Source organism: Arthrobacter sp. 05L417 (genome assembly GCF_056397865.1).
Genome location: NZ_JBFTOG010000019.1, coordinates 1 through 17,874 on the forward strand (window position 1 = coordinate 1; position 17,874 = coordinate 17,874).

Genomic DNA, 17,874 nt, shown 5'->3' on the forward strand with positions numbered 1-17,874 from the left:
CACGTCCGGGGCCAGGCCGGCGTCGAAGAAGTGCCTGATCTGCACGGCCTCGAAGCGGTCGATGCCGGCCGGCACGGGGGTGTGGGTGGTGAACACCGTGGACGCGCGTCCGGCGGCCAGGGCCTCGGACCAGCTCAGCGGGGCCTCGGCGGACATGAGCTCCTGGATCCGTTCGATGCCCAGGAACCCGGCGTGGCCTTCGTTGGTGTGGAACACCTCCGGGGCCGGGGTGCCCGTGAGCCGCTGGTAGACCCGCAGCGCCTTCACCCCGCCCATGCCCAGCAGCAGCTCCTGCTGCAGGCGGTGGTCACCGCCGCCGCCGTAGAGGCGGTCCGTGATCCCGCGCGCGGCGTCGTCGTTGGCCGGAACGTTCGAATCGAGCAGCAGCAGCGGCACCCGCCCGACGTCGGCACGCCAGATGTGCGCCCGCAGCGTCCGGTCACCGGGCAACGGCAGTGTGATCAGGGCCGGCGAACCGTCTTCCTCGCGCAGCAGTGTCAGCGGCAACCCGTCGGGGTCAAGGACCGGGTAGGTCTCCTGCTGCCAGGCGTCCCGGGAAAGGGACTGCTTGAAATAGCCCGCCTGGTACAGCAGCCCGACGCCGATCAACGGCACACCCAGGTCCGAAGCCGCCTTCAGGTGGTCCCCGGCCAGGATCCCCAAGCCGCCGGAATACTGCGGAAGCACCTCGGTGATGCCGAATTCCGGCGAGAAATACGCGATGCACGCCGGAGCGTCCGGACCCAGGCCCTGGTACCAGCGCGGCTCGCCCAAGTACCGGTCCAGATCCGCAGCCGCGTGCTGCACACGCTCTACGACTGCGGCGTCCGCTGCGAGCTCATGCAGTTCCTCGCGGCTGACCAAGCCCAGGAAGGTCATCGGGTCATATTTGCTTTGTTCCCAGGCCTCGGCGTTCAGCGCGGAGAACAATTCACGTGTCGGCAAATGCCACGACCAGCGCAGGTTCTTCGCCAATCGTGCCAACGGGGCGATTGCTTCCGGCAGAACCGTTCGTACAGTGAACCGTCGAATCGCTTTCACTTCCGGCCACCTTCGAACGCGGACAGAGCCGGTGTGGTCAACGTTTCCATGCGGGTACCTCCAAGAGGTTGTTGTGATGATTGGGGGATGTTGGCTAAGGGGTGGGGCGCTCGGTGAGGAGGCTTCTACGGGCACCACCAGCGCAGGGCAAGCGCTTACATATTTAGAGCGGGCAACATTGGCCCCTCCGGCGCCCCGTCCTGAAACTCAGACGCAGATGGTGGTCGCCGACTTCCGTCCTCGCACTATTCCGGGCCTTGTCGGCCCTGTAATAAGGGGACGCGGTTGCTCGTGGACCCGTTGCGAAAGCTTAGGAATTCCCGTTCCGGGCGGGCTGACATCGACCGCGATTTCAACTCGGGGTCTTGGTACCGAATGATTCCAAGCACGACTTACTTCCTTAGTCTCCGGGAACACTGATCGGTGACCATCCGCCATGTTGTATCAGGAGGAATCCCATCGCCGTTCGTCGACGCGCCTTGTCGACGCGGGTCGATGGCTCGACAGTAGTTGGCGGCGCAACGGTGTGTCAAATGTCACAATCACGTGTGATGGAACCGCGTAATGAATGCCTCGAATTCGCGGATTGCACCCGGCGGCGCGGTGATTCTATGGCTGGGTGGCGCGTGCCTCGGCGGTGCTCCCGCGCAACGTCAGCACCGGTTCAGCGAGCCATTGCAGGGCATCTGCGCCCTCGCTCCTGAGGCGCCGGGTGAGGAATTGTGCTGCCTCGCGCCCCATGACGCCGGGTTCGGCGGACGCCGTCGTCAGGGCTGGCATGAAGCGCTCCGCTGAGCCGGCACTGGTGTTGATCGCGACAATGGAGAGAGACTCGGGGACTCGCCAACCGTGGGCCGCCGCCGCACCCAGAAGGCCTGCAGTAGCCGCTTCGTTGATCATCACGAGTCCGGTTGTTTCCGGGGACGCCTCAAGAATCCGTCCGAACACCTCGCGGCCGCCGGCAAGCGAGCTCGTTGCCGGGAACAGCCGAGCAGTGATCCCGTGCCGCGATGCGGCAGCTGCCACGGCATCCCAGGATCGGACCATCGGGCCGTATCCGCTCTCTAAGGACTCACGCGAATGCGTCACGAGGCCGATTTCCGTGTGCCCCAGGCTGGCGAGGTGCGACACTGCGAGCTCGCCCATGGCTTCAAAATCCGCGTCCACGAATGTCAAGCCCGCGGCATCCGCGGGCCGTCCGATCGTGACGAATGGAACCCCCGTTTCCAAAAGGACTGGAATCCGTTCGTCGAATGACCTGACTTCCATAAGGAGGATTCCATCCACCAGGCCTTGGGCCACGATCCGCTGCATCTCGCCCAGGTCGTCGGGGTCCATTGGCCACAGAAGAAGATGGTATCCGTCAACGCGCGCTTGTTCGGCAGCACCTTGGACGTATTCGAATTCCGTGGTGTTCATGCCTTGCTCCCCGACCGGGAAAATCAAGGAGACAATTCCGGTCCGTTTGCCGGCCAGACCCTGGGCGAGCAGGTTCGGCGTATAGCCAAGGTCGGACATGGCCTGCAGGATGCGCTCACGCGTTTCGGGCGCAATCGGCCGGACACCGCTGAGGGCATAGGACACGGTGCTCCTGGAAACGCCGGCTACCCGCGCAACATCGGCCATAGTTACCAAGGACTATCCCCCTGTATTGTCGGTGGCTGGTCAGCGATGGGCCCGCGAATCGCCGCAGTCCGCCAGGCGGCGATGCCCACCAATAGTAAACCGTAATCGGTTGGTAAAGTGACGCAGACATGCTGAACCCACTGTTGCATACACTCGGCGGCTACGCGAGGGTGCGCTCGGCCACTCTCGAGTACCGCGTGCTTAAAGCAACGCGGGGTCACTTACGGCCCATAAAGTCCGCTGGGACGGGCCGTAAGTGACCCCGCGTTGCGCTAGCCCCGGGAGCAGCCAGCGGCGGGACACACAAAAGGGAACCACCAGATCTGGTGGTTCCCTTTTGGTAAATGGTGGAGCTGAGGGGACTCGAACCCCTGACCCCCTGCATGCCATGCAGGTGCGCTACCAGCTGCGCCACAGCCCCATATTTTCGCCGCTTCAGAGACCGTGAACTGGCTGGAAAATCCCCTCCAGTTCGGATTCCTCCGAAGCAACTCAAATATCTTAGAACAGCATTTCCGAAAATTCCAAATCGGGCATATTCAGTTGGTTTGCGGCTTGGCGCCTAGGATTCCTCGACGGCAGGAGCCTTCGCCGAGGCGTCGTCACCGAGTTCCAGGTCCACAACCGGGCAGTCTTTCCACAGGCGTTCCAGCGCGTAGAAGACCCTGTCCTCGGAGTGCTGGACGTGCACCACGATGTCGGCGTAGTCCAACAGGACCCAGCGGCCTTCGGAACGCCCTTCGCGGCGTACCGGGCGGAGGTCCTGCTTGAGCAGTTCTTCCTCGATGCCGTCGACGATGGCGTTGACCTGGCGTTCGGTCGGGGCCGAGGCGATCAGGAAGACGTCAGTCAGGGCCAGGCGTTCGCTGACGTCCAAGGCGATGATGTCCTCGGCCAGCTTGTCCGCTGCCGCGCGGGCGGCGTGGCGGGCCAAGAGGACGGATTGTTCATGTGCAGTCACGGGACTCCTTGTATGCGGCTTCGAGAATGAACGAAGCCTGTTTGGTGGCAAAAGCCGTTATGGTCAGCGGGAAAGTCCGCTGGTGATCATGATGATGCCCGCGATCAGGGCGATGGCTCCGATGCCAACGAGTCCAAGGACCAGAAGCCGGGTACGCTTGGCGCGCCCAAGTCCCGCCGTCGCGGCGTCGAGCGGTTCAAGTCCGTAAGCCGAACTTGCCGAAACGGGCGGATGTTCGGCCGCTTCCGCGAGTGCCCCACCGTCCGATGCGGAGCCCGACGCCGGGCGTCGACCAGCCGCTTTCGCAGCGGCCTCGGCGCGCGCCAGCACTCCTGCCCGGCCGCGCAGGCTCCGTGGCTTGCCCGACGCCGACTGCCCAGGCTTCAGTTTCGGAGCGGGGGACGTCACAAGGGGAACAAAGGTGGTGCCGGGCGGCTTCATGACGGGACGTTCGAGTCCCGGAACCTTCACGAATTCCAGGGGCGTCACCATGGCCAGGTTGCTGGCCACAGAAGGTTCAGCACGGACCGGACCAGCAGGACGGCTGTTCTGCTCAGCGAGCTTCTGCTTGGCCATCGCCCTCTTGTTGAGGATCGCCTCGCGTTCAGCCTGGGCGATTTGTTCAGCCAAAGCAACCGGATCGGCCGGCTCAGGGTCGGTTCCGGACACCTCGGATTCAGCCGCCGGGACTTTCTGCACGGCTGATTCCATTGCCGCGATGTGCTCAAGCTTGTTGGACTGATTGTTCGCCTGGGCAGCCAAGAGCTCGCGGGCCATCAAGGCCTGTTCCACCGTCATTTCCGGTGCACCGGGAGGAGGGCCTGCCGTAACGCGGACACCGCCGCCAGGCAACACGCCCGGGCGTTCAGGGCCGGGCTGCTGCTTGCCGGGAGTCTGCGCCAGGCTGCTGGATGTCCTCGGCCCGGATCCTGGTGCGGCCACCACGGGGATCGCCGAGGTGCCGGGGGCAACCTCCTCCTGCAATTGCTGCAGGCGCAACTGACGGCGCGTGGGTGGACCGCCGCGGGAAAGCTGCTGCTCCTTGTCCGCGAGTTCCTTGATGGCGCGGAGGGCTGCACGGTCGCGTGCACGCGCCTGGGAAGAACGTTCCGCGGAGGGTTTGGCGTCCAGCGGAGCATCGGCCACCCGGCGCACCCGATTGGCCGAAGCTCCACCGGACGCGTGGTTGGCGTCGTCGGTGGTAACGGCCTCGGCTACTGCGGGACTTGCGCCGGTTTCTTCCAGACGTGCGTCCCGGGCTCGTCGAAGCTCGCGCCGGCTAGGGATGGGGGGCTGTTCCTGGCTCATTCAAAACTCACTCGGTACGGGCTTGGTGTTCTGATCCGGTCATAGCATGCAGGGGCTCCCCCATGCCGGGTTTGCCCGAGTACAGCTTGTATTTGGCGATGTACTGGACCACACCATCAGGAACGAGGTACCAGACCGGATTGCCTGCACCGACGCGGGCGCGGCAATCCGTCGAGGAGATCGCCATGGCGGGCACTTCCAGCAGGCTGACGTCCTCCCTGCCCATGCCATCAAGGACATGACCAGGCCGGGTGACACCGACAAAGTGCGCCAAGGACCAAAGCTCGTCGACGTCTTTCCAGGACAGGATCTGCGCCAGGGCGTCCGCGCCCGTGATGAAGAACAGGTCCGCATCCGGCCTCTGGGTCCGCAGATCCCTGAGGGTGTCGATGGTGAACGTGGGACCGGGGCGGTCCACGTCCACGCGGCTCACCGTGAAATTGGGGTTGGAAGCCGTGGCAATGACCGTCATCAAGTACCGGTGCTCAGCTTCGCTGACCTGCTTGTGCGACTTCTGCCAGGGCTGTCCGGTGGGCACGAAGACCACCTCGTCCAAGCGGAACTTGGCAGCAACCTCACTGGCAGCAACCAAGTGGCCGTGGTGGATGGGATCGAAGGTTCCACCCATCACGCCCAAGCGAAGTCGGCGCCCCGTTTCCTCGAAGGGTTTTGCGGCGGAAATGTTAGTGACCCAGCCCTGGGTGCTTGGCCGGGTGCTGCCGGTGCGGGTCTGAGTGCTCGTCGACTGCGTCGTGACGGTTGCCGAGGTTCGTGTAGGAGACTGCCACGAACATCAGGACCAGCAGGATGCAGAACATGGAGATGCCGAAGACGAAAGGAGGGACCCACAGCGGCGCCGGCGCCTCGCTTTCCCCCCCTTGAGCGAGAATGGAAATGGCGATCTGCTGAAACTGCATTTTCTCCCCTAGCGGTTCAAAGGATTTCGACGGCGGATCCTCCCACCGTTCAGGACTTCTGTTCTATGTTACAGCGTCGCTAGCCCCGGACTTGGCCTTCACCTTGGACGATCCACTTCGTGGTGGTCAGCTCGGTGAGGCCCATGGGACCGCGTGCGTGCAGCTTCTGGGTAGAGATTCCCACCTCGGCACCGAGTCCGAGCTCGCCTCCGTCGGTGAAACGCGTGGAAGCGTTCACGATGACCGCCGCGGAGTCGATGTCCGCAATGAACTTCTCGGCGTTCGCCAGGTTGTTCGTCAGGATGGCTTCCGTGTGGCCGGTCGACCACTTGCGGATGTGCGCGACTGCCTCGTCGAGGTTGTCCACCATCGCAACCGCGAGGTCAAGGTCCATGTATTCCGTGGCCCAATCGACGTCGTCGGCCGGGACTGTTTCCACGGAACCGGACAGCGCCGCTTGAATCCGCGGATCGACATGCAAGGTGACCCCGGCGGCGCGCAAGGCGGTGGCGACGGCGGGCAGCACAGTGGATTTCGAGTGCACCAGGAGAGTCTCCACGGTGTTGCAAACGCTCGGACGCTGGGTCTTGGCGTTAAGCAGGATGTCGACGGCCATCTCTTCACTCGCGGATTCGTCGATGAAGATGTGTACATTGCCTTCGCCGGTCTCAATGACGGGCACGGAAGAGTTGTTCACCACAGTCTGAATCAGGTCCCGTCCACCACGGGGAATCAGCACGTCCACCCGGCCGCGGGCACGCATGAGGACGTTGGCGCCCTCGCGTCCGAATTGGTCCACGCTCTGGACGGCATCGGCCGGCAACCCAACGGATTCCAGCGCATCGCGGAGGATGGTCACAAGGGCTGCGTTGGTGTGCGCGGCAGCCGATCCGCCGCGCAGGATCACGGCATTGCCGCTCTTCAAGGCGAGCCCGGCGATGTCGACCGTGACGTTGGGGCGGGCCTCGTAGATCGCTGCGACTACTCCCATGGGCACGTTGATCTGGCGCAAGCGCAGTCCGTTGGGGAGGGTTTGGCCCCGGACGACGTTGCCGACGGGATCCGGCAAGCCTGCCAGGTTTTCAAGGGCAGCCACGAGGCCGTCGATGCGGGCAGGAGTCAAGGTCAGTCGGTCCAGCATGGCAGCGGAGGTGCCGTTGTTGCGGCCAGACTCAACATCCTTCGCGTTGGCGGCGAGGATTGACTCCTGCTGTTCCCCGAGGGCTGCGCCGATAGCGTGCAGGGCGCGGTCCTTCCAGGCACGGTTCGCCTGGGCCATAAGGCGCGCGGCCTGACGAGAGCGGTCCGCGATCGAGTGCACGGCCGCCTCCACCTGCTCAGGGGTGAGCGGCGCGGTTCCCAGCTCCGGAGTTTCCGGCACCTGGGCGGCATTGCCGGAAGTCAGGGCGTCAGTCATCACAGGAGAATCAGGGGTAAGGGCCTCAGTCATTCTCCAAGTTTAGTGGAGCGGGAGGGCTGAACCAGTACGAGGTCGTCAACATGAACAACTACGCGGTCATATCCGCGGCCAAGGTCCTTGGCGAGTTCCTTGGTTGAACGGCCAAGCATGCGGGGAAGCTCTTCGGCGGAGTAGTTGACCAGCCCCCTGGCAATGACGGTGCCCTCGGCAGAAACCATCTCCACGGGATCGCCCGGCTCGAAGTCTCCCTGCACCGACGATATTCCGGCGGGCAGCAGCGATGTGTGGCGGTCGCGCACGGCTTTGACGGCGCCGTCATCGAGCACCAAACGGCCCCGGACGGAAGCGAGGTGGGCCAGCCACAGCAGGCGCACGGGCTTGCGGTTGCCGTTGATGGCGAACCACGTGCCCACGTCCTCGCCGGCCAGTGCGGCGGCGGCATTGGCCGTGGACGTCACGAGGGCGTGGATGCCGGAGCCTGCTGCGATGGACGCCGCCTCCACCTTGGTGGTCATGCCGCCGGTGCCGACGCCGGCTTTGCCGGCCTTGCCGATGGTCACGCCGACCAGGTCGGCGGGACCGGTGACGAGCGGAATGCGCTTGGCACCCAACGACGGCGGACCGTCATACAGGGCGTCTACGTCGGAAAGCAGGACCAACGCATCCGCCCGCACAAGGTGCGCCACCAAAGCGGCCAGGCGATCGTTGTCGCCAAAGCGGATTTCGTGCGTTGCCACGGTGTCGTTTTCGTTCACGACAGGCACGACGCCGAGGTTCAGCAGACGGTCAAGCGCCCGGTATGCGTTGCTGTGCTGGGTTCGCCGCATCAAGTCATCCGCAGTCAACAGGACCTGGCTGACCGTGACCCCGTGCGCCGCGAAAGCCTGCGAGTAGCGCGCCATCAAAAGCCCTTGGCCCACACTGGCTGCAGCCTGCTGCGTAGCGAGGTCCTTGGGACGCTTGGCGAGCCCGAGCGGTGCTAGACCCGCCGCGATCGCACCGGACGAGACCAGGATGATCTCCGTCCCGGAATTCCGCTTCTCGGCCAAGGCGTGGACGAGGGCAGTCAGCGCTTTTTCCGAGATGCCGCCTTTGATGCTGGTCAGCGAAGACGAACCTACTTTGACCACGATCCGCTTGGCGCCGGCCAGCGCCTGGCGTTCCGCGGCGTCGTCGCCTTCCGTGAATTCAGCGATACGGGCCGTGCTAGTCGTCATTTTCGGCTTCCAGGCCGCTTTCCTTCAGGGGCTGGGCTGCACGACGGCGGCTGACGGACTCCGTCCAGATGCCCGCCTTGCGCTCGGCTTCGAGCTCGGCCCGCGCGGCAGCCTTGGCCTCGCGTCGCTCGATCTGCTCATCGCGCTTCTGCGAACGTGTGGGACGGTCGCCGATGTCGGCAACACGGATGTCCGTGCCTCGAGGCGTCGCCAGGAGTTCGGCGCCCGCCATCATGGTGGGCTCCCAGTCGAACACGACGCCGTCCTCTTCACCGATCACCACGGTGTCGCCCGGAACGGCACCCATCTTGAACAATTCGTTTTCGATGCCGAGCTTGGCCAGGCGATCGGCCAGGTAGCCAATGGCTTCCTCATTGGTGAAGTCGGTCTGCTTGACCCAGCGGACCGGCTTCTCCCCCAGCACGCGGAAGAGCGGCTCGAGGTTCTTTTCTTCGCGGCGAATCTTGAAGCCGGACTCGTTGACGGCACGGGGGCGGAGGACGGGGGCTGCGACCTTGGGGGGCGCAATGGCCACGGCCCTGCGGGCGGCCATGACAATCTCGCCCATGGCGAAGCTCAGCTGGCGCAGGCCTTCATGGCTCGTGGCGGAAACTTCGAAGACGCGGTAGCCGCGCTGTTCCAGTTCGGGACGGACGAACTCTGCCATATCCCGGCCATCAGGCAGGTCCACCTTGTTCAGGACCACAAGCTTGGGGCGTTCGTTCAGGGGGACCACTTCGCCGTCGACACCGGCGTAGCTCATGTCCACGGCGTACTTGTCCAGCTCCTGCTCGATAATCGCAAGATCCGAGAGCGGGTCCCTGTCCGCTTCCAAGGTTCCGCAGTCCAGCACGTGCACCAGCGCGGCGCAACGCTCAACGTGGCGCAGGAAGTTGTGGCCCAGGCCCTTGCCCTCGCTCGCGCCTTCGATCAGCCCGGGAACGTCGGCAATGGTGAACCGGACGTCGCCGGCCTGGACCACGCCGAGGTTGGGGATCAAGGTAGTGAACGGGTAGTCGGCGATCTTGGGCCGCGCCGCTGACATCGCCGCGACAAGGCTGGACTTGCCTGCCGAGGGGAAGCCGACCAGCGCGATGTCTGCGATGGACTTCAGTTCCAGGACGATGTCGCTGGAGTCGCCTTCAATACCGAGGAGCGCGAAGCCGGGAGCCCGGCGCTTCTGCGAAGACAACGAAGAGTTGCCAAGGCCGCCCTGGCCGCCTGCAGCGGCGATGAACTCGGTGCCTTCACCGACAAGGTCAGCAAGGACAACGCCGTCCTTGGTCTTGACCACGGTGCCGTCCGGGACGGGAAGCACGAGGGTTTCGCCGTTCTTGCCGCCGCGCCAGTCGCCCATGCCCGGGCCACCGTTGGTTGCGTGGCGGTGCGGTGCGTGGTGGTAATCAAGCAAAGTAGTTGTCTGTGCATCGACGCGCAGGATGACGTCGCCGCCATTGCCGCCGTTGCCGCCGTCGGGTCCGCCGAGGGGCTTGAACTTCTCGCGCTTAACAGAGACACAGCCGTGGCCGCCTGTTCCGCCGGATACGTGAAGTACTACCCGGTCTACGAAGGTCGCCACGTGTTTCTCCTCTATGTGGAAATTACTGCTTGAAATGCGTTTGCCGGCTGATGCGCCGCCGCCCGCCCTAGTAAATTCTAGTGCGGTTAAAAAGACAGATGGAGCGGGCCATACGGCCCGCTCCACCCGTTCAGAACGTGTTATTACTCTGCAGCTGCAGCAGCAACGATGTTCACTACGCGACGGCCACGGCGAGTACCGAACTCAACCGCACCTGCCTGCAGGGCGAACAGGGTGTCGTCGCCACCGCGGCCGACACCGGCGCCCGGGTGGAAGTGGGTGCCGCGCTGGCGGACGATGATCTCGCCTGCGGAAACGACCTGGCCACCGAAGCGCTTTACGCCGAGGTACTGGGCGTTGGAGTCACGACCGTTGCGAGTGGAGCTCGCGCCTTTTTTATGTGCCATTTGAAATGCCTGCCTTTAAATTCTGGGGAATCTGTTGAAAACCTGAACAGCAACCAGTGGTTACTTGATACCGGTGATCTTGATCTTGGTCAGTTCTTGACGGTGACCCTGGCGCTTCTTGTAGCCGGTCTTGTTCTTGAACTTCTGGATGACGATCTTCGGACCACGGAGGTCTTCGAGGATCTCAGCCGTAACCTTGACCTTGGCCAGATCCGCAGCAGCGGAGGTGACCTTGTCACCGTCCACCAGGAGCAGTGCGGGCAGCTCAAGAGTGCTGCCGGCTCCACCGGGGACGCGGTTCAGGGTTACGTAGTCTCCAACGGAAACCTTTTCTTGGCGGCCGCCTGCGCGGACAATCGCGTACACCACTTGGGCACTCACTTCTCTCGACGTTTATTACTAAATTTGCGTGCGGAACCCCGATCCGAAAACGGGCCTGGTTCACGCTGTGCCTCAACGCCGTGGACTCCGGTACGGAATCCATGAGTCATCCCTTGAACAGTTCCAAATGAAATGTCAATTCCAAACGAAAGGTCCCTAGGGGCATAACCCAAGTGTTGGCGTAAGCACCGAAGATCTAGATTACGCTAGTTTCGCCTTCGGCTGCAAATGAGGCCAAGGTCCGGAGGCTGCCACGTGATGGCTGCCACAGACTGGCTATGCCGCCATCCGGTACCGTGCCCGTCCACCTTACCCTGCCCGCCGGGAAAAGCTCGGATCCTCACCCCGACACGCTGCGGCGCCTGCCGAAACAGCCCTTCATCCCGTCCCTCCGCGCCAGGAACCGGGGTCAGCTGTGCAGCCTTGGAGCATCGAAGAATGCAGTTTCATAGCGGCAGGATTGGGAGAAAGCCTCCATCATGGCCGCGCGCTCGGCCGGTGAGGCAGCCTGCGCGGCGGCATCCGTGAGGTCGATCGCCTTGCGGGTGGCCTCTGCGAACGCCTCGTCTGCGTAGGTGCGCAGCCAGTCGGCGTAAGGGTGCTCGTCCGACGCTCCTGCCTGGACATAGCCACGGTGGAGCTGCTGTCCCACCTCGGCGTACAACCAGTAGCAGGGCAGTACTGCAGCCAGCAGCACGGCATAGCTGCCCGACGCCGACGCCGCCAGCAAGTGGTCCACATAGGCCTTGGTGACGGGGCCCAGTTCTCCGCTTGCCTGGCGTCCGCTAAGCCAATTCCGATGCAGCTCGGACTCGACTTCGAGGCACATCTGCGAGCCGCGGGCCCAGAACAGCTGTTCGTTTTCGCTGGGGGCGAGCGCACTTGCACGCGCCAGGACCCGGGAATAGCCGTTGAGATAGATGGCATCCTGCGACAGGTAATAGCTGAACTGCGCTTCGCTGAGCCCACCGGTTTGCAAGTCCTGGATGAAGTCCAGGCCATAAATGGCCGCAAGCTCCGATTGGGCGGCGTCCCACATCCGGACCGCGAAGTCCCCCGGCTGAAGGGAGTGCTGGAGAGTGTGGAAATGATGGATGGGCCCGTTGCCCTTCCCCACCTCCAGCCTCTCGGATTGGGTCAGCGCCTCCTGAAGCCAGGGCTTGACTTCACGCAGGGCAGACTCCCAATCGCCGAGCCGCGCTTTTGCCGTCGCCATCGCAGACGACAGGGAACATCCCGTGCCATGGCTGTTGCGGGTCTCCACGCGTTGGCCGGCGAATTCCACCACGTCCTGGCTCAGGACTCCCCCGGTGTTGACCAGCGCATCGGGGCAGCCGGATCCTTGCAGATGGCCTCCCTTCACCAGGACGGTGTTTCCGCAGGCAGCGGCCAGACGTTTGCCTTGCTCCAACGCCGATGCCCAGTCGGTGGCAACAGGCTCGCCAAGCAGCATGGCCAATTCAGGAAGGTTGGGGGTCACCAAGTCGGCGAGGGGCAAAAGTTCCCGCAGTGCGGTTTCAGCGGACTCCGCGAGGAGCCGGTCGCCACTAGTCGCGATCATCACCGGATCCAGTACGACGACGGCGGGGCGCGCCTCGCCGAGCCAGCGGCGGACTTCGTGGATGACGGCCGCGTCCCCGAGCATGCCGATTTTGACGGCATCAACGGTGATGTCGTCGCTAATGGCATCCAATTGCTGCTGCAGGAACTCCACGGGAGGCACGTGAACGCCGGTGACTCCCTGCGTGTTTTGTACTGTGAGTGCCGTGATGACGGCCATGCCGTAACCGCCGTTGGCGGCAATGCTCTTCAGGTCAGCTTGGATCCCGGCACCGCCCGACGGATCCGAGCCGGCAATGCTGAGGACCCTGGGGATAGGGCGCTGGACGGCCTTGAGCGGGTAGACAGCCGAGTGTGCCGAAACAGTCATTCGAGACATCCCTTCGCCGGTGCTAACCGGACAGGTTCAACGGGTCTGGTCTCAGCCGGCTTGGTGCGCGGCACCCCGTGTCAGTCCCCTAGCTTAACCCGGATCACACCTCGCCCGCTGAAATCTCCCTTTGTAACCGCACTGTCGTGAGGTCCGGCAACTGGTCCGGCAAATGGGCCGGCAACGCCGAAGCCCCGGCGGTTTCCGCAAGAGCGGGAACGGCCGGGGCTTCGGACTGGGTACTGCGTTTAGAGTTCGGACTTGGGCACGCCGACTCCGAGAATGATCGGTTCTGCTGCCGCCGTCGGCTTGACCGGGGATGCGTCGGGCGCCTTGGCCTCGTGCGCGGCCCCACCGGAGGCAGCGGCTGCAACCTCGTGGTGCTCCACGTTGGTGGCGTTGGCGGCACCCTGGGCACGGCTGGCACTACGGTTGCGGCGGCCCCGGCGTCCACGCGAAGCCGACTCCAGGGATTCCCCGCTTGCAACGGCCGCGGGAGCCTCTGCGGGCGCTTCCCGGGACTCCGTTGCGGCCGTCGCGGTGTCCGGAGCTTCTCCGAGGCCCGCGAATGCCTGCGCCAACAGATCCAGGCTCATGGCAGGAGCGCCACTCGCCGGCTCTTCTTCGTGGTGGACGAAAGGCAACGCCACTTCCTCGCCGCCGAATCGCAGCACAGGCTTCGAGCGTTCCTCGCTACCCGAAGCAGCGGCAGGAGCCGAGACCGGGGCCGCGGGTGCCTGCAGAGGGGTTGCTTCCGCTGCGTGCCCGTCGGCGAGCAATTCCGCCGCGTGGTGGAGTTCGTCGTCGTGCAGGTGGGCAGCGTGGGCCGCAGCCGCGATGGTCGCAAGGGCTGCGCGGGTGGCTGCCTGGCGGTTCGGATCAGTGGATTCCACGGAGTGGACCGGCACAGGAGGGGTGATCGGGAGCTCGGAAGTCCCCTGCCCTGTCCCCCTGCCGCGGCGGCGCTTGCGCTGCTCCGGGCGGACGGCCGGGAGTGACTCCGTGCGCGGGTGGTGGTGTTCAGCGGCCACCACGTTGGCCCGGCGATGCTCCACGGGCTCGTCATGCGTGACGATTCCGCGCCCTGCGCACGTTTCGCACTGCTCGCCGAAGACCTCAAGCAGGCCGGTGCCCATGCGCTTGCGGGTCATCTGGACCAATCCAAGCGACGTCACTTCCGCGACCTGGTGCTTGGTGCGGTCCCGGCCGAGGCACTCGACCAGGCGGCGCAACACGAGATCGCGGTTGGATTCCAGGACCATGTCGATGAAGTCGATGACGATGATTCCGCCGATGTCGCGCAAGCGCAGCTGGCGGACCACTTCCTCGGCGGCCTCAAGGTTGTTCTTGGTGACGGTTTCTTCGAGGTTGCCACCGCTGCCGGTGAACTTTCCGGTGTTGACGTCAACAACCGTCATGGCCTCGGTGCGGTCGATCACGAGCGAACCACCGGAGGGCAGGAAGACCTTGCGCTCCAATGCCTTGTGGATCTGTTCGTCCACGCGCCATGCCGAGAAGATGTCCTGATCCGACGTCCACTTTTCGAGACGTCCCACCAGATCCGGCGCCACATAGGTGACGTAGGCCTCGATGGTGTCCCAGGCTTCATCGCCGGAAACGATGAGCTTGGAGAAGTCCTCGTTGAAGACGTCGCGGACAACCTTGATGGTGAGGTCCGGTTCGCCGTACAGCAGTTCCGGGGCCAGGATCTTGGTGGATGTGGACTGGCTTTCGATGCCTTCCCACTGGGCCCGCAGGCGGTTGATATCGTGCGTCAGTTCTTCCTCGGAAGCACCCTCGGCGGCGGTGCGGACAATGACGCCCGCGTTCTCGGGGAGGCGGTCCTTGAGGATCTTCTTCAGACGGTTGCGCTCGACGTCGGGCAGCTTACGGGAGATGCCGGTCATGGAACCGCCGGGCACGTACACAAGGTAGCGGCCGGGAAGCGAAATCTGGCTCGTCAGGCGTGCGCCCTTGTGGCCCACGGGGTCCTTGGTGACCTGGACCAGCACGGAGTCGCCTGATTTCAGGGCGTTTTCGATGCGGCGCGGCTTGCCTTCCAGGGTGACGGTATCCCAGTTGACTTCACCGGCGTACAGCACGGCATTGCGGCCGCGTCCGATGTCGACGAATGCGGCTTCCATCGACGGCAGCACGTTCTGGACCTTGCCCAGGTAGACGTTGCCGATCAGGGAATCCTGCTGTGTCTTGGACACGAAGTGCTCCGCGAGCACGCCGTCTTCCAGGACACCGATCTGGATCCTGTCGTCGCGCTGGCGAACGATCATCTGGCGGTCGACGGACTCACGGCGAGCCAGGAATTCGGCCTCGGTGATGACCTGGCGGCGGCGGCCGGTCTCGCGGGACTCGCGGCGGCGCTGCTTCTTGGCTTCAAGGCGAGTAGAGCCCTTGACGCTCGTGACGCGGTCGGAGCTGCTGGTGGTCTCAACGTGTGCGCGGGGAGCGCGGACACGGGTGACAGTGTTGGGGGGATCGTCGTCTCCGCCGCCCGTCAGCTCCAGGTCCTGGTCACCACGACGCCGGCGCCGACGGCGACGGGAGGTCACGCCTTCTTCGAGCGCCTCCTCGGTACCGGCTTCTGCCTCGTCCTCGGATTCCGCAGAGGTTTCTTCTCCTGCTTCGTCACGCTCGGTGCCCCGGCGTCCGCGACGGCCACGGCTGCGACGCCGACGGCGGCTGCCGGCCTCGTCCAGTTCGTTGTCCTCGGAAACTTCCTCAGCTTCGGCCCGCGGTTCTTCTTCGACGACGGCCGGCCGGACAACTGCGCTCAGGTCCGGTGCCTGGAAGATCATGGACGTTACGGAGGCAGGCTCCAGGAACAGCGACGCGATCGGGCTCGCAGCTTCCGCCTCGGCGGCCGGCGCCTCGGTGGTTTCCTCGGGCGTAATCTCCGCAGCCGGAGCTTCTTCAGGCGCAGTCTCCGCAGCGGGCGCTTCCTCGGGCGCAATCTCCGCAGCGGGCGCTTCGACCGCTGCTTCTTCGGAAACGGGCTCGGCGCTCTTTGCCCTCGTCGTGCGACGGCGGCGGACCGGCTTTTCGGGGGCGGTTTCGGCCTCTGCTGCTACGTCAGGCACGACGGCGGCGGCAGCCTCCGTCGCCTCGCCAGCTTCCGTCGGAGCTTCCTCAGCGAAACCTGGCAACGGCTCCGGAGTTTCTACCTTCTTTCGAGCCCTGCTACGCCGGACAGGGGCCTTGGGCTCTTCGGTGTCCGCCGACTCGGCGAGCGGCTCAACGGTGGCTGCGGCAGCTCCGGCGTCGGGGGTTTCGTCCGCGGCGACCGTCTTCGGTGCCGCCTTGCGCCGGGTGCGGGTGACCTTCTTGGGTGTTTCAGTGGTCTCGGTGGACGCCGCATCTTCGGCGGCGGCTACAACTTGCTCGTTATCCATATGTGGCAACACTCCTGCCCTTGCGCAACCGCCACATCCGGCGCCCAGAGGGGCAATATTGTCAAAACCCGCAGGCGTTGACAGAAGTCAGTAGTAGTCTTTCCGGTTCGCACCAGCATGGGGGTGCGGCATCCACGGAAAGCCGGCTTCGCTCCAAACCCGTTGTTCTAATGCCACAACCAGGTGCCGTCCATTGTCACTGCGGGCCTACCGGGGATCATTGGATCCTGGGCATGCCCTGCATATGACTGGCGGTCTTGGGAACAAGATACCGGACCGGATTCCGCATGTGGATCGGCTTCCGGCCATGTTCATTCTCTCACACGCCCGCACTCCCGGCAGGAAGCACACCCTGAAAGCTTCCGTGCCGCCGCCCTCCCTGGGCAGAAGCTTTCAGCCGCCGCGGCTAGAATCCTCCCAAGAGCAGTCCCCGGCCGTGCGCCGGGCCTTCCAGAAAAGGACAGCCAACCATGCCGAGCCCCGCCAGCCCGAACCTGGCCAACAACGATGCCCGCTCCCGGCAGGAGAAGACCGGGAAAACCCCCGATGGGAAGGACGCCGCCGACGCAGCCTTGCCGCGCATGGTCCGCGACCGTCCCTTTGCGTGGCTTCTCCTCGCCACCGGCGCCATCGCGTGGCTTGCATCCGGGGCGCTCGTGCTGGAAAAGCTGCAGGTTCTGATCGATCCCAACCATGTAACGGCCTGCGACCTCAATCCCTGGGTATCCTGCGGCAGCGTCATGAAGACACCGCAGAGTTCAGTTTTCGGCTTCCCCAACATGTTCATCGGCATCGTCGCCTTCGCCGTGATCATCACCACCGCCATGGCGATCTTTGCCGGGGCCAAGTTCGCGCGTTGGTACTGGATCGGACTGCAAACCGGCATCACACTGGGCTTCATCTTCATCGTCTGGCTATGGTCCCAGGCACTGTATGTCATTCACATCCTGTGCCCGTTCTGCATGGTGGTGTGGGCCTGCATGATCCCGCTCTTCGTCTTCGTGACCATTAGGAACGTAGCGCACGGCGTCATTCCAGCGCCCGCACGCCTGGCCAAGATCCTCAGCGAGTCCGGTTGGATCATCTCCGCGCTGCTCTACGTTGGCGTGATCGCGAGCATTTTCTTCGCCTTCATCAATGTCTTCATCGGTACCTCGGGATACTGAGCACGTATCCCTCATTTGAGCCATTAACAGCCGAAGGGGCCCATGTTCGCGTGAACATGGGCCCCTTCGGCTGTATGGCGTGGCTGGAAGCTACGCGCCGAACCAGATCTTGATCTCGCGCTCCGCGGAATCCACCGAATCGGAACCGTGGACGAGGTTCTGCTGCACAGCCAGGCCCCAGTCACGGCCGAAGTCGCCGCGGATGGTTCCGGGCGCCGCCGTCGTCGGGTCCGTGGTTCCGGCAAGGGAACGGAAGCCTTCGATTACGCGGTGGCCCTCGAAGATAGCAGCGACAACCGGGCCGCTGAGCATGAACTCGACGAGCGGCTCGTAGAACGGCTTGCCCAGGTGCTCTTCGTAGTGCTGCTCCAGCAGTTCGCGGGTGGCGTTGACCTTCTTCAATTCGGCCAAGGAATACCCCTTGGACTCGATGCGGGCGAGGATGCTGCCGCTCAAGTTGCGGGCGACGCCGTCGGGCTTGATCAGTACAAGGGTGCGCTCAATGCTCACGGTT

At 64.2% G+C, this 17,874-nt stretch carries 15 protein-coding genes, 1 tRNA gene and 1 riboswitch; of the genes, 1 reads left to right on the plus strand and 15 read right to left on the minus strand.

Features of this window, described 5'->3' with window-relative positions; all coding sequences use genetic code 11:
• From glgP to AC1DJW_RS14665, 14 genes are all read right to left on the minus strand, one after another.
• Positions 1-1,041, minus strand: a 1,041-nt coding sequence (gene glgP, locus AC1DJW_RS14600) for an alpha-glucan family phosphorylase (RefSeq protein ID WP_476901746.1), incomplete at its 3' end; no start/stop codon positions are given.
• Positions 1,042-1,650: 609 nt separating this feature from the next.
• Positions 1,651-2,667: a LacI family DNA-binding transcriptional regulator gene (locus AC1DJW_RS14605; RefSeq protein WP_459342326.1), complete on the minus strand. Its 1,017-nt coding sequence runs from the start codon at positions 2,665-2,667 to the stop codon at positions 1,651-1,653.
• A 345-nt stretch (positions 2,668-3,012) separates the two neighbouring features.
• Positions 3,013-3,088, minus strand: a tRNA-Ala gene (locus AC1DJW_RS14610).
• 141 nt (positions 3,089-3,229) lie between these two features.
• Positions 3,230-3,628, minus strand: a complete 399-nt coding sequence (rsfS, locus tag AC1DJW_RS14615; protein ID WP_059389355.1) for a ribosome silencing factor — start codon at positions 3,626-3,628, stop codon at positions 3,230-3,232.
• Positions 3,629-3,691: 63 nt separating this feature from the next.
• On the minus strand, positions 3,692-4,936 hold the full coding sequence (locus AC1DJW_RS14620) for a hypothetical protein (protein ID WP_390277807.1): 1,245 nt from the start codon (positions 4,934-4,936) through the stop codon (positions 3,692-3,694).
• A gap of 7 nt (positions 4,937-4,943) precedes the next feature.
• Positions 4,944-5,564, minus strand: a complete 621-nt coding sequence (gene nadD, locus AC1DJW_RS14625; protein ID WP_390277809.1) for a nicotinate-nucleotide adenylyltransferase — start codon at positions 5,562-5,564, stop codon at positions 4,944-4,946.
• A 55-nt stretch (positions 5,565-5,619) separates the two neighbouring features.
• The gene (locus AC1DJW_RS14630; RefSeq protein WP_284751925.1) at positions 5,620-5,853 is read right to left on the minus strand and encodes a hypothetical protein; all 234 of its coding nucleotides are present in this window, start codon (positions 5,851-5,853) and stop codon (positions 5,620-5,622) included.
• A gap of 79 nt (positions 5,854-5,932) precedes the next feature.
• A complete protein-coding gene (locus tag AC1DJW_RS14635) occupies positions 5,933-7,303 on the minus strand; it encodes a glutamate-5-semialdehyde dehydrogenase (protein WP_476901747.1) in 1,371 nt (456 codons plus the stop codon).
• Positions 7,300-8,490, minus strand: coding sequence for a glutamate 5-kinase (gene proB, locus AC1DJW_RS14640; RefSeq protein ID WP_284751927.1), 1,191 nt, complete (start codon positions 8,488-8,490; stop codon positions 7,300-7,302). Before proB ends, AC1DJW_RS14635 begins: the two co-directional genes overlap by 4 nt.
• A complete protein-coding gene (obgE, locus tag AC1DJW_RS14645; protein WP_284751928.1) occupies positions 8,480-10,069 on the minus strand; it encodes a GTPase ObgE in 1,590 nt (529 codons plus the stop codon). The genes proB and obgE overlap by 11 nt, the downstream gene beginning before the upstream one ends.
• A gap of 143 nt (positions 10,070-10,212) precedes the next feature.
• Positions 10,213-10,476, minus strand: coding sequence for a 50S ribosomal protein L27 (rpmA, locus tag AC1DJW_RS14650; protein WP_003803426.1), 264 nt, complete (start codon positions 10,474-10,476; stop codon positions 10,213-10,215).
• 60 nt (positions 10,477-10,536) lie between these two features.
• Positions 10,537-10,845 carry a 50S ribosomal protein L21 gene (rplU, locus tag AC1DJW_RS14655; protein ID WP_028267456.1) on the minus strand — a complete coding sequence of 103 codons (309 nt, stop codon included), beginning with the start codon at positions 10,843-10,845 and terminating at the stop codon, positions 10,537-10,539.
• Between the two features lie 421 nt (positions 10,846-11,266).
• Positions 11,267-12,787 carry a bifunctional hydroxymethylpyrimidine kinase/phosphomethylpyrimidine kinase gene (gene thiD, locus AC1DJW_RS14660; protein WP_476901748.1) on the minus strand — a complete coding sequence of 507 codons (1,521 nt, stop codon included), beginning with the start codon at positions 12,785-12,787 and terminating at the stop codon, positions 11,267-11,269.
• A riboswitch (TPP riboswitch) is annotated at positions 12,779-12,875 on the minus strand. It overlaps the preceding gene by 9 nt.
• 160 nt (positions 12,876-13,035) lie before the next feature.
• On the minus strand, positions 13,036-16,194 hold the full coding sequence (locus tag AC1DJW_RS14665) for an Rne/Rng family ribonuclease (protein WP_476901749.1): 3,159 nt from the start codon (positions 16,192-16,194) through the stop codon (positions 13,036-13,038).
• A 470-nt stretch (positions 16,195-16,664) separates the two neighbouring features.
• Here AC1DJW_RS14665 and AC1DJW_RS14670 point away from each other — a divergent pair, with 470 nt between their 5' ends.
• Positions 16,665-17,360 (plus strand): vitamin K epoxide reductase family protein, encoded by a 696-nt coding sequence (locus AC1DJW_RS14670; protein ID WP_390277819.1) that lies wholly within the window; start codon positions 16,665-16,667, stop codon positions 17,358-17,360.
• 90 nt (positions 17,361-17,450) lie between these two features.
• Here the strand turns inward: AC1DJW_RS14670 and ndk are convergent, their stop codons facing one another.
• Positions 17,451-17,870, minus strand: a complete 420-nt coding sequence (gene ndk / locus AC1DJW_RS14675; protein ID WP_184741677.1) for a nucleoside-diphosphate kinase — start codon at positions 17,868-17,870, stop codon at positions 17,451-17,453.
• Positions 17,871-17,874: the final 4 nt, after the last annotated feature.

Excerpts from the sequence above, each read along its gene's own strand:
- AC1DJW_RS14605 (WP_459342326.1), bottom strand. The coding sequence starts at position 2,667 with ATGGCCGATGTTGCGCGGGTAGCCGGCGTTTCCAGGAGCACCGTGTCC.
- AC1DJW_RS14620 (WP_390277807.1), bottom strand. The coding sequence starts at position 4,936 with ATGAGCCAGGAACAGCCCCCCATCCCTAGCCGGCGCGAGCTTCGACGA.
- nadD (WP_390277809.1), bottom strand. The coding sequence starts at position 5,564 with ATGGGTGGAACCTTCGATCCCATCCACCACGGCCACTTGGTTGCTGCC.
- AC1DJW_RS14630 (WP_284751925.1), bottom strand. The coding sequence starts at position 5,853 with ATGCAGTTTCAGCAGATCGCCATTTCCATTCTCGCTCAAGGGGGGGAA.
- AC1DJW_RS14635 (WP_476901747.1), bottom strand. The coding sequence starts at position 7,303 with ATGACTGAGGCCCTTACCCCTGATTCTCCTGTGATGACTGACGCCCTG.
- proB (WP_284751927.1), bottom strand. The coding sequence starts at position 8,490 with ATGACGACTAGCACGGCCCGTATCGCTGAATTCACGGAAGGCGACGAC.
- rpmA (WP_003803426.1), bottom strand. The coding sequence starts at position 10,476 with ATGGCACATAAAAAAGGCGCGAGCTCCACTCGCAACGGTCGTGACTCC.
- thiD (WP_476901748.1), bottom strand. The coding sequence starts at position 12,787 with ATGACTGTTTCGGCACACTCGGCTGTCTACCCGCTCAAGGCCGTCCAG.
- AC1DJW_RS14665 (WP_476901749.1), bottom strand. The coding sequence starts at position 16,194 with ATGGATAACGAGCAAGTTGTAGCCGCCGCCGAAGATGCGGCGTCCACC.
- AC1DJW_RS14670 (WP_390277819.1), top strand. The coding sequence starts at position 16,665 with ATGCCGAGCCCCGCCAGCCCGAACCTGGCCAACAACGATGCCCGCTCC.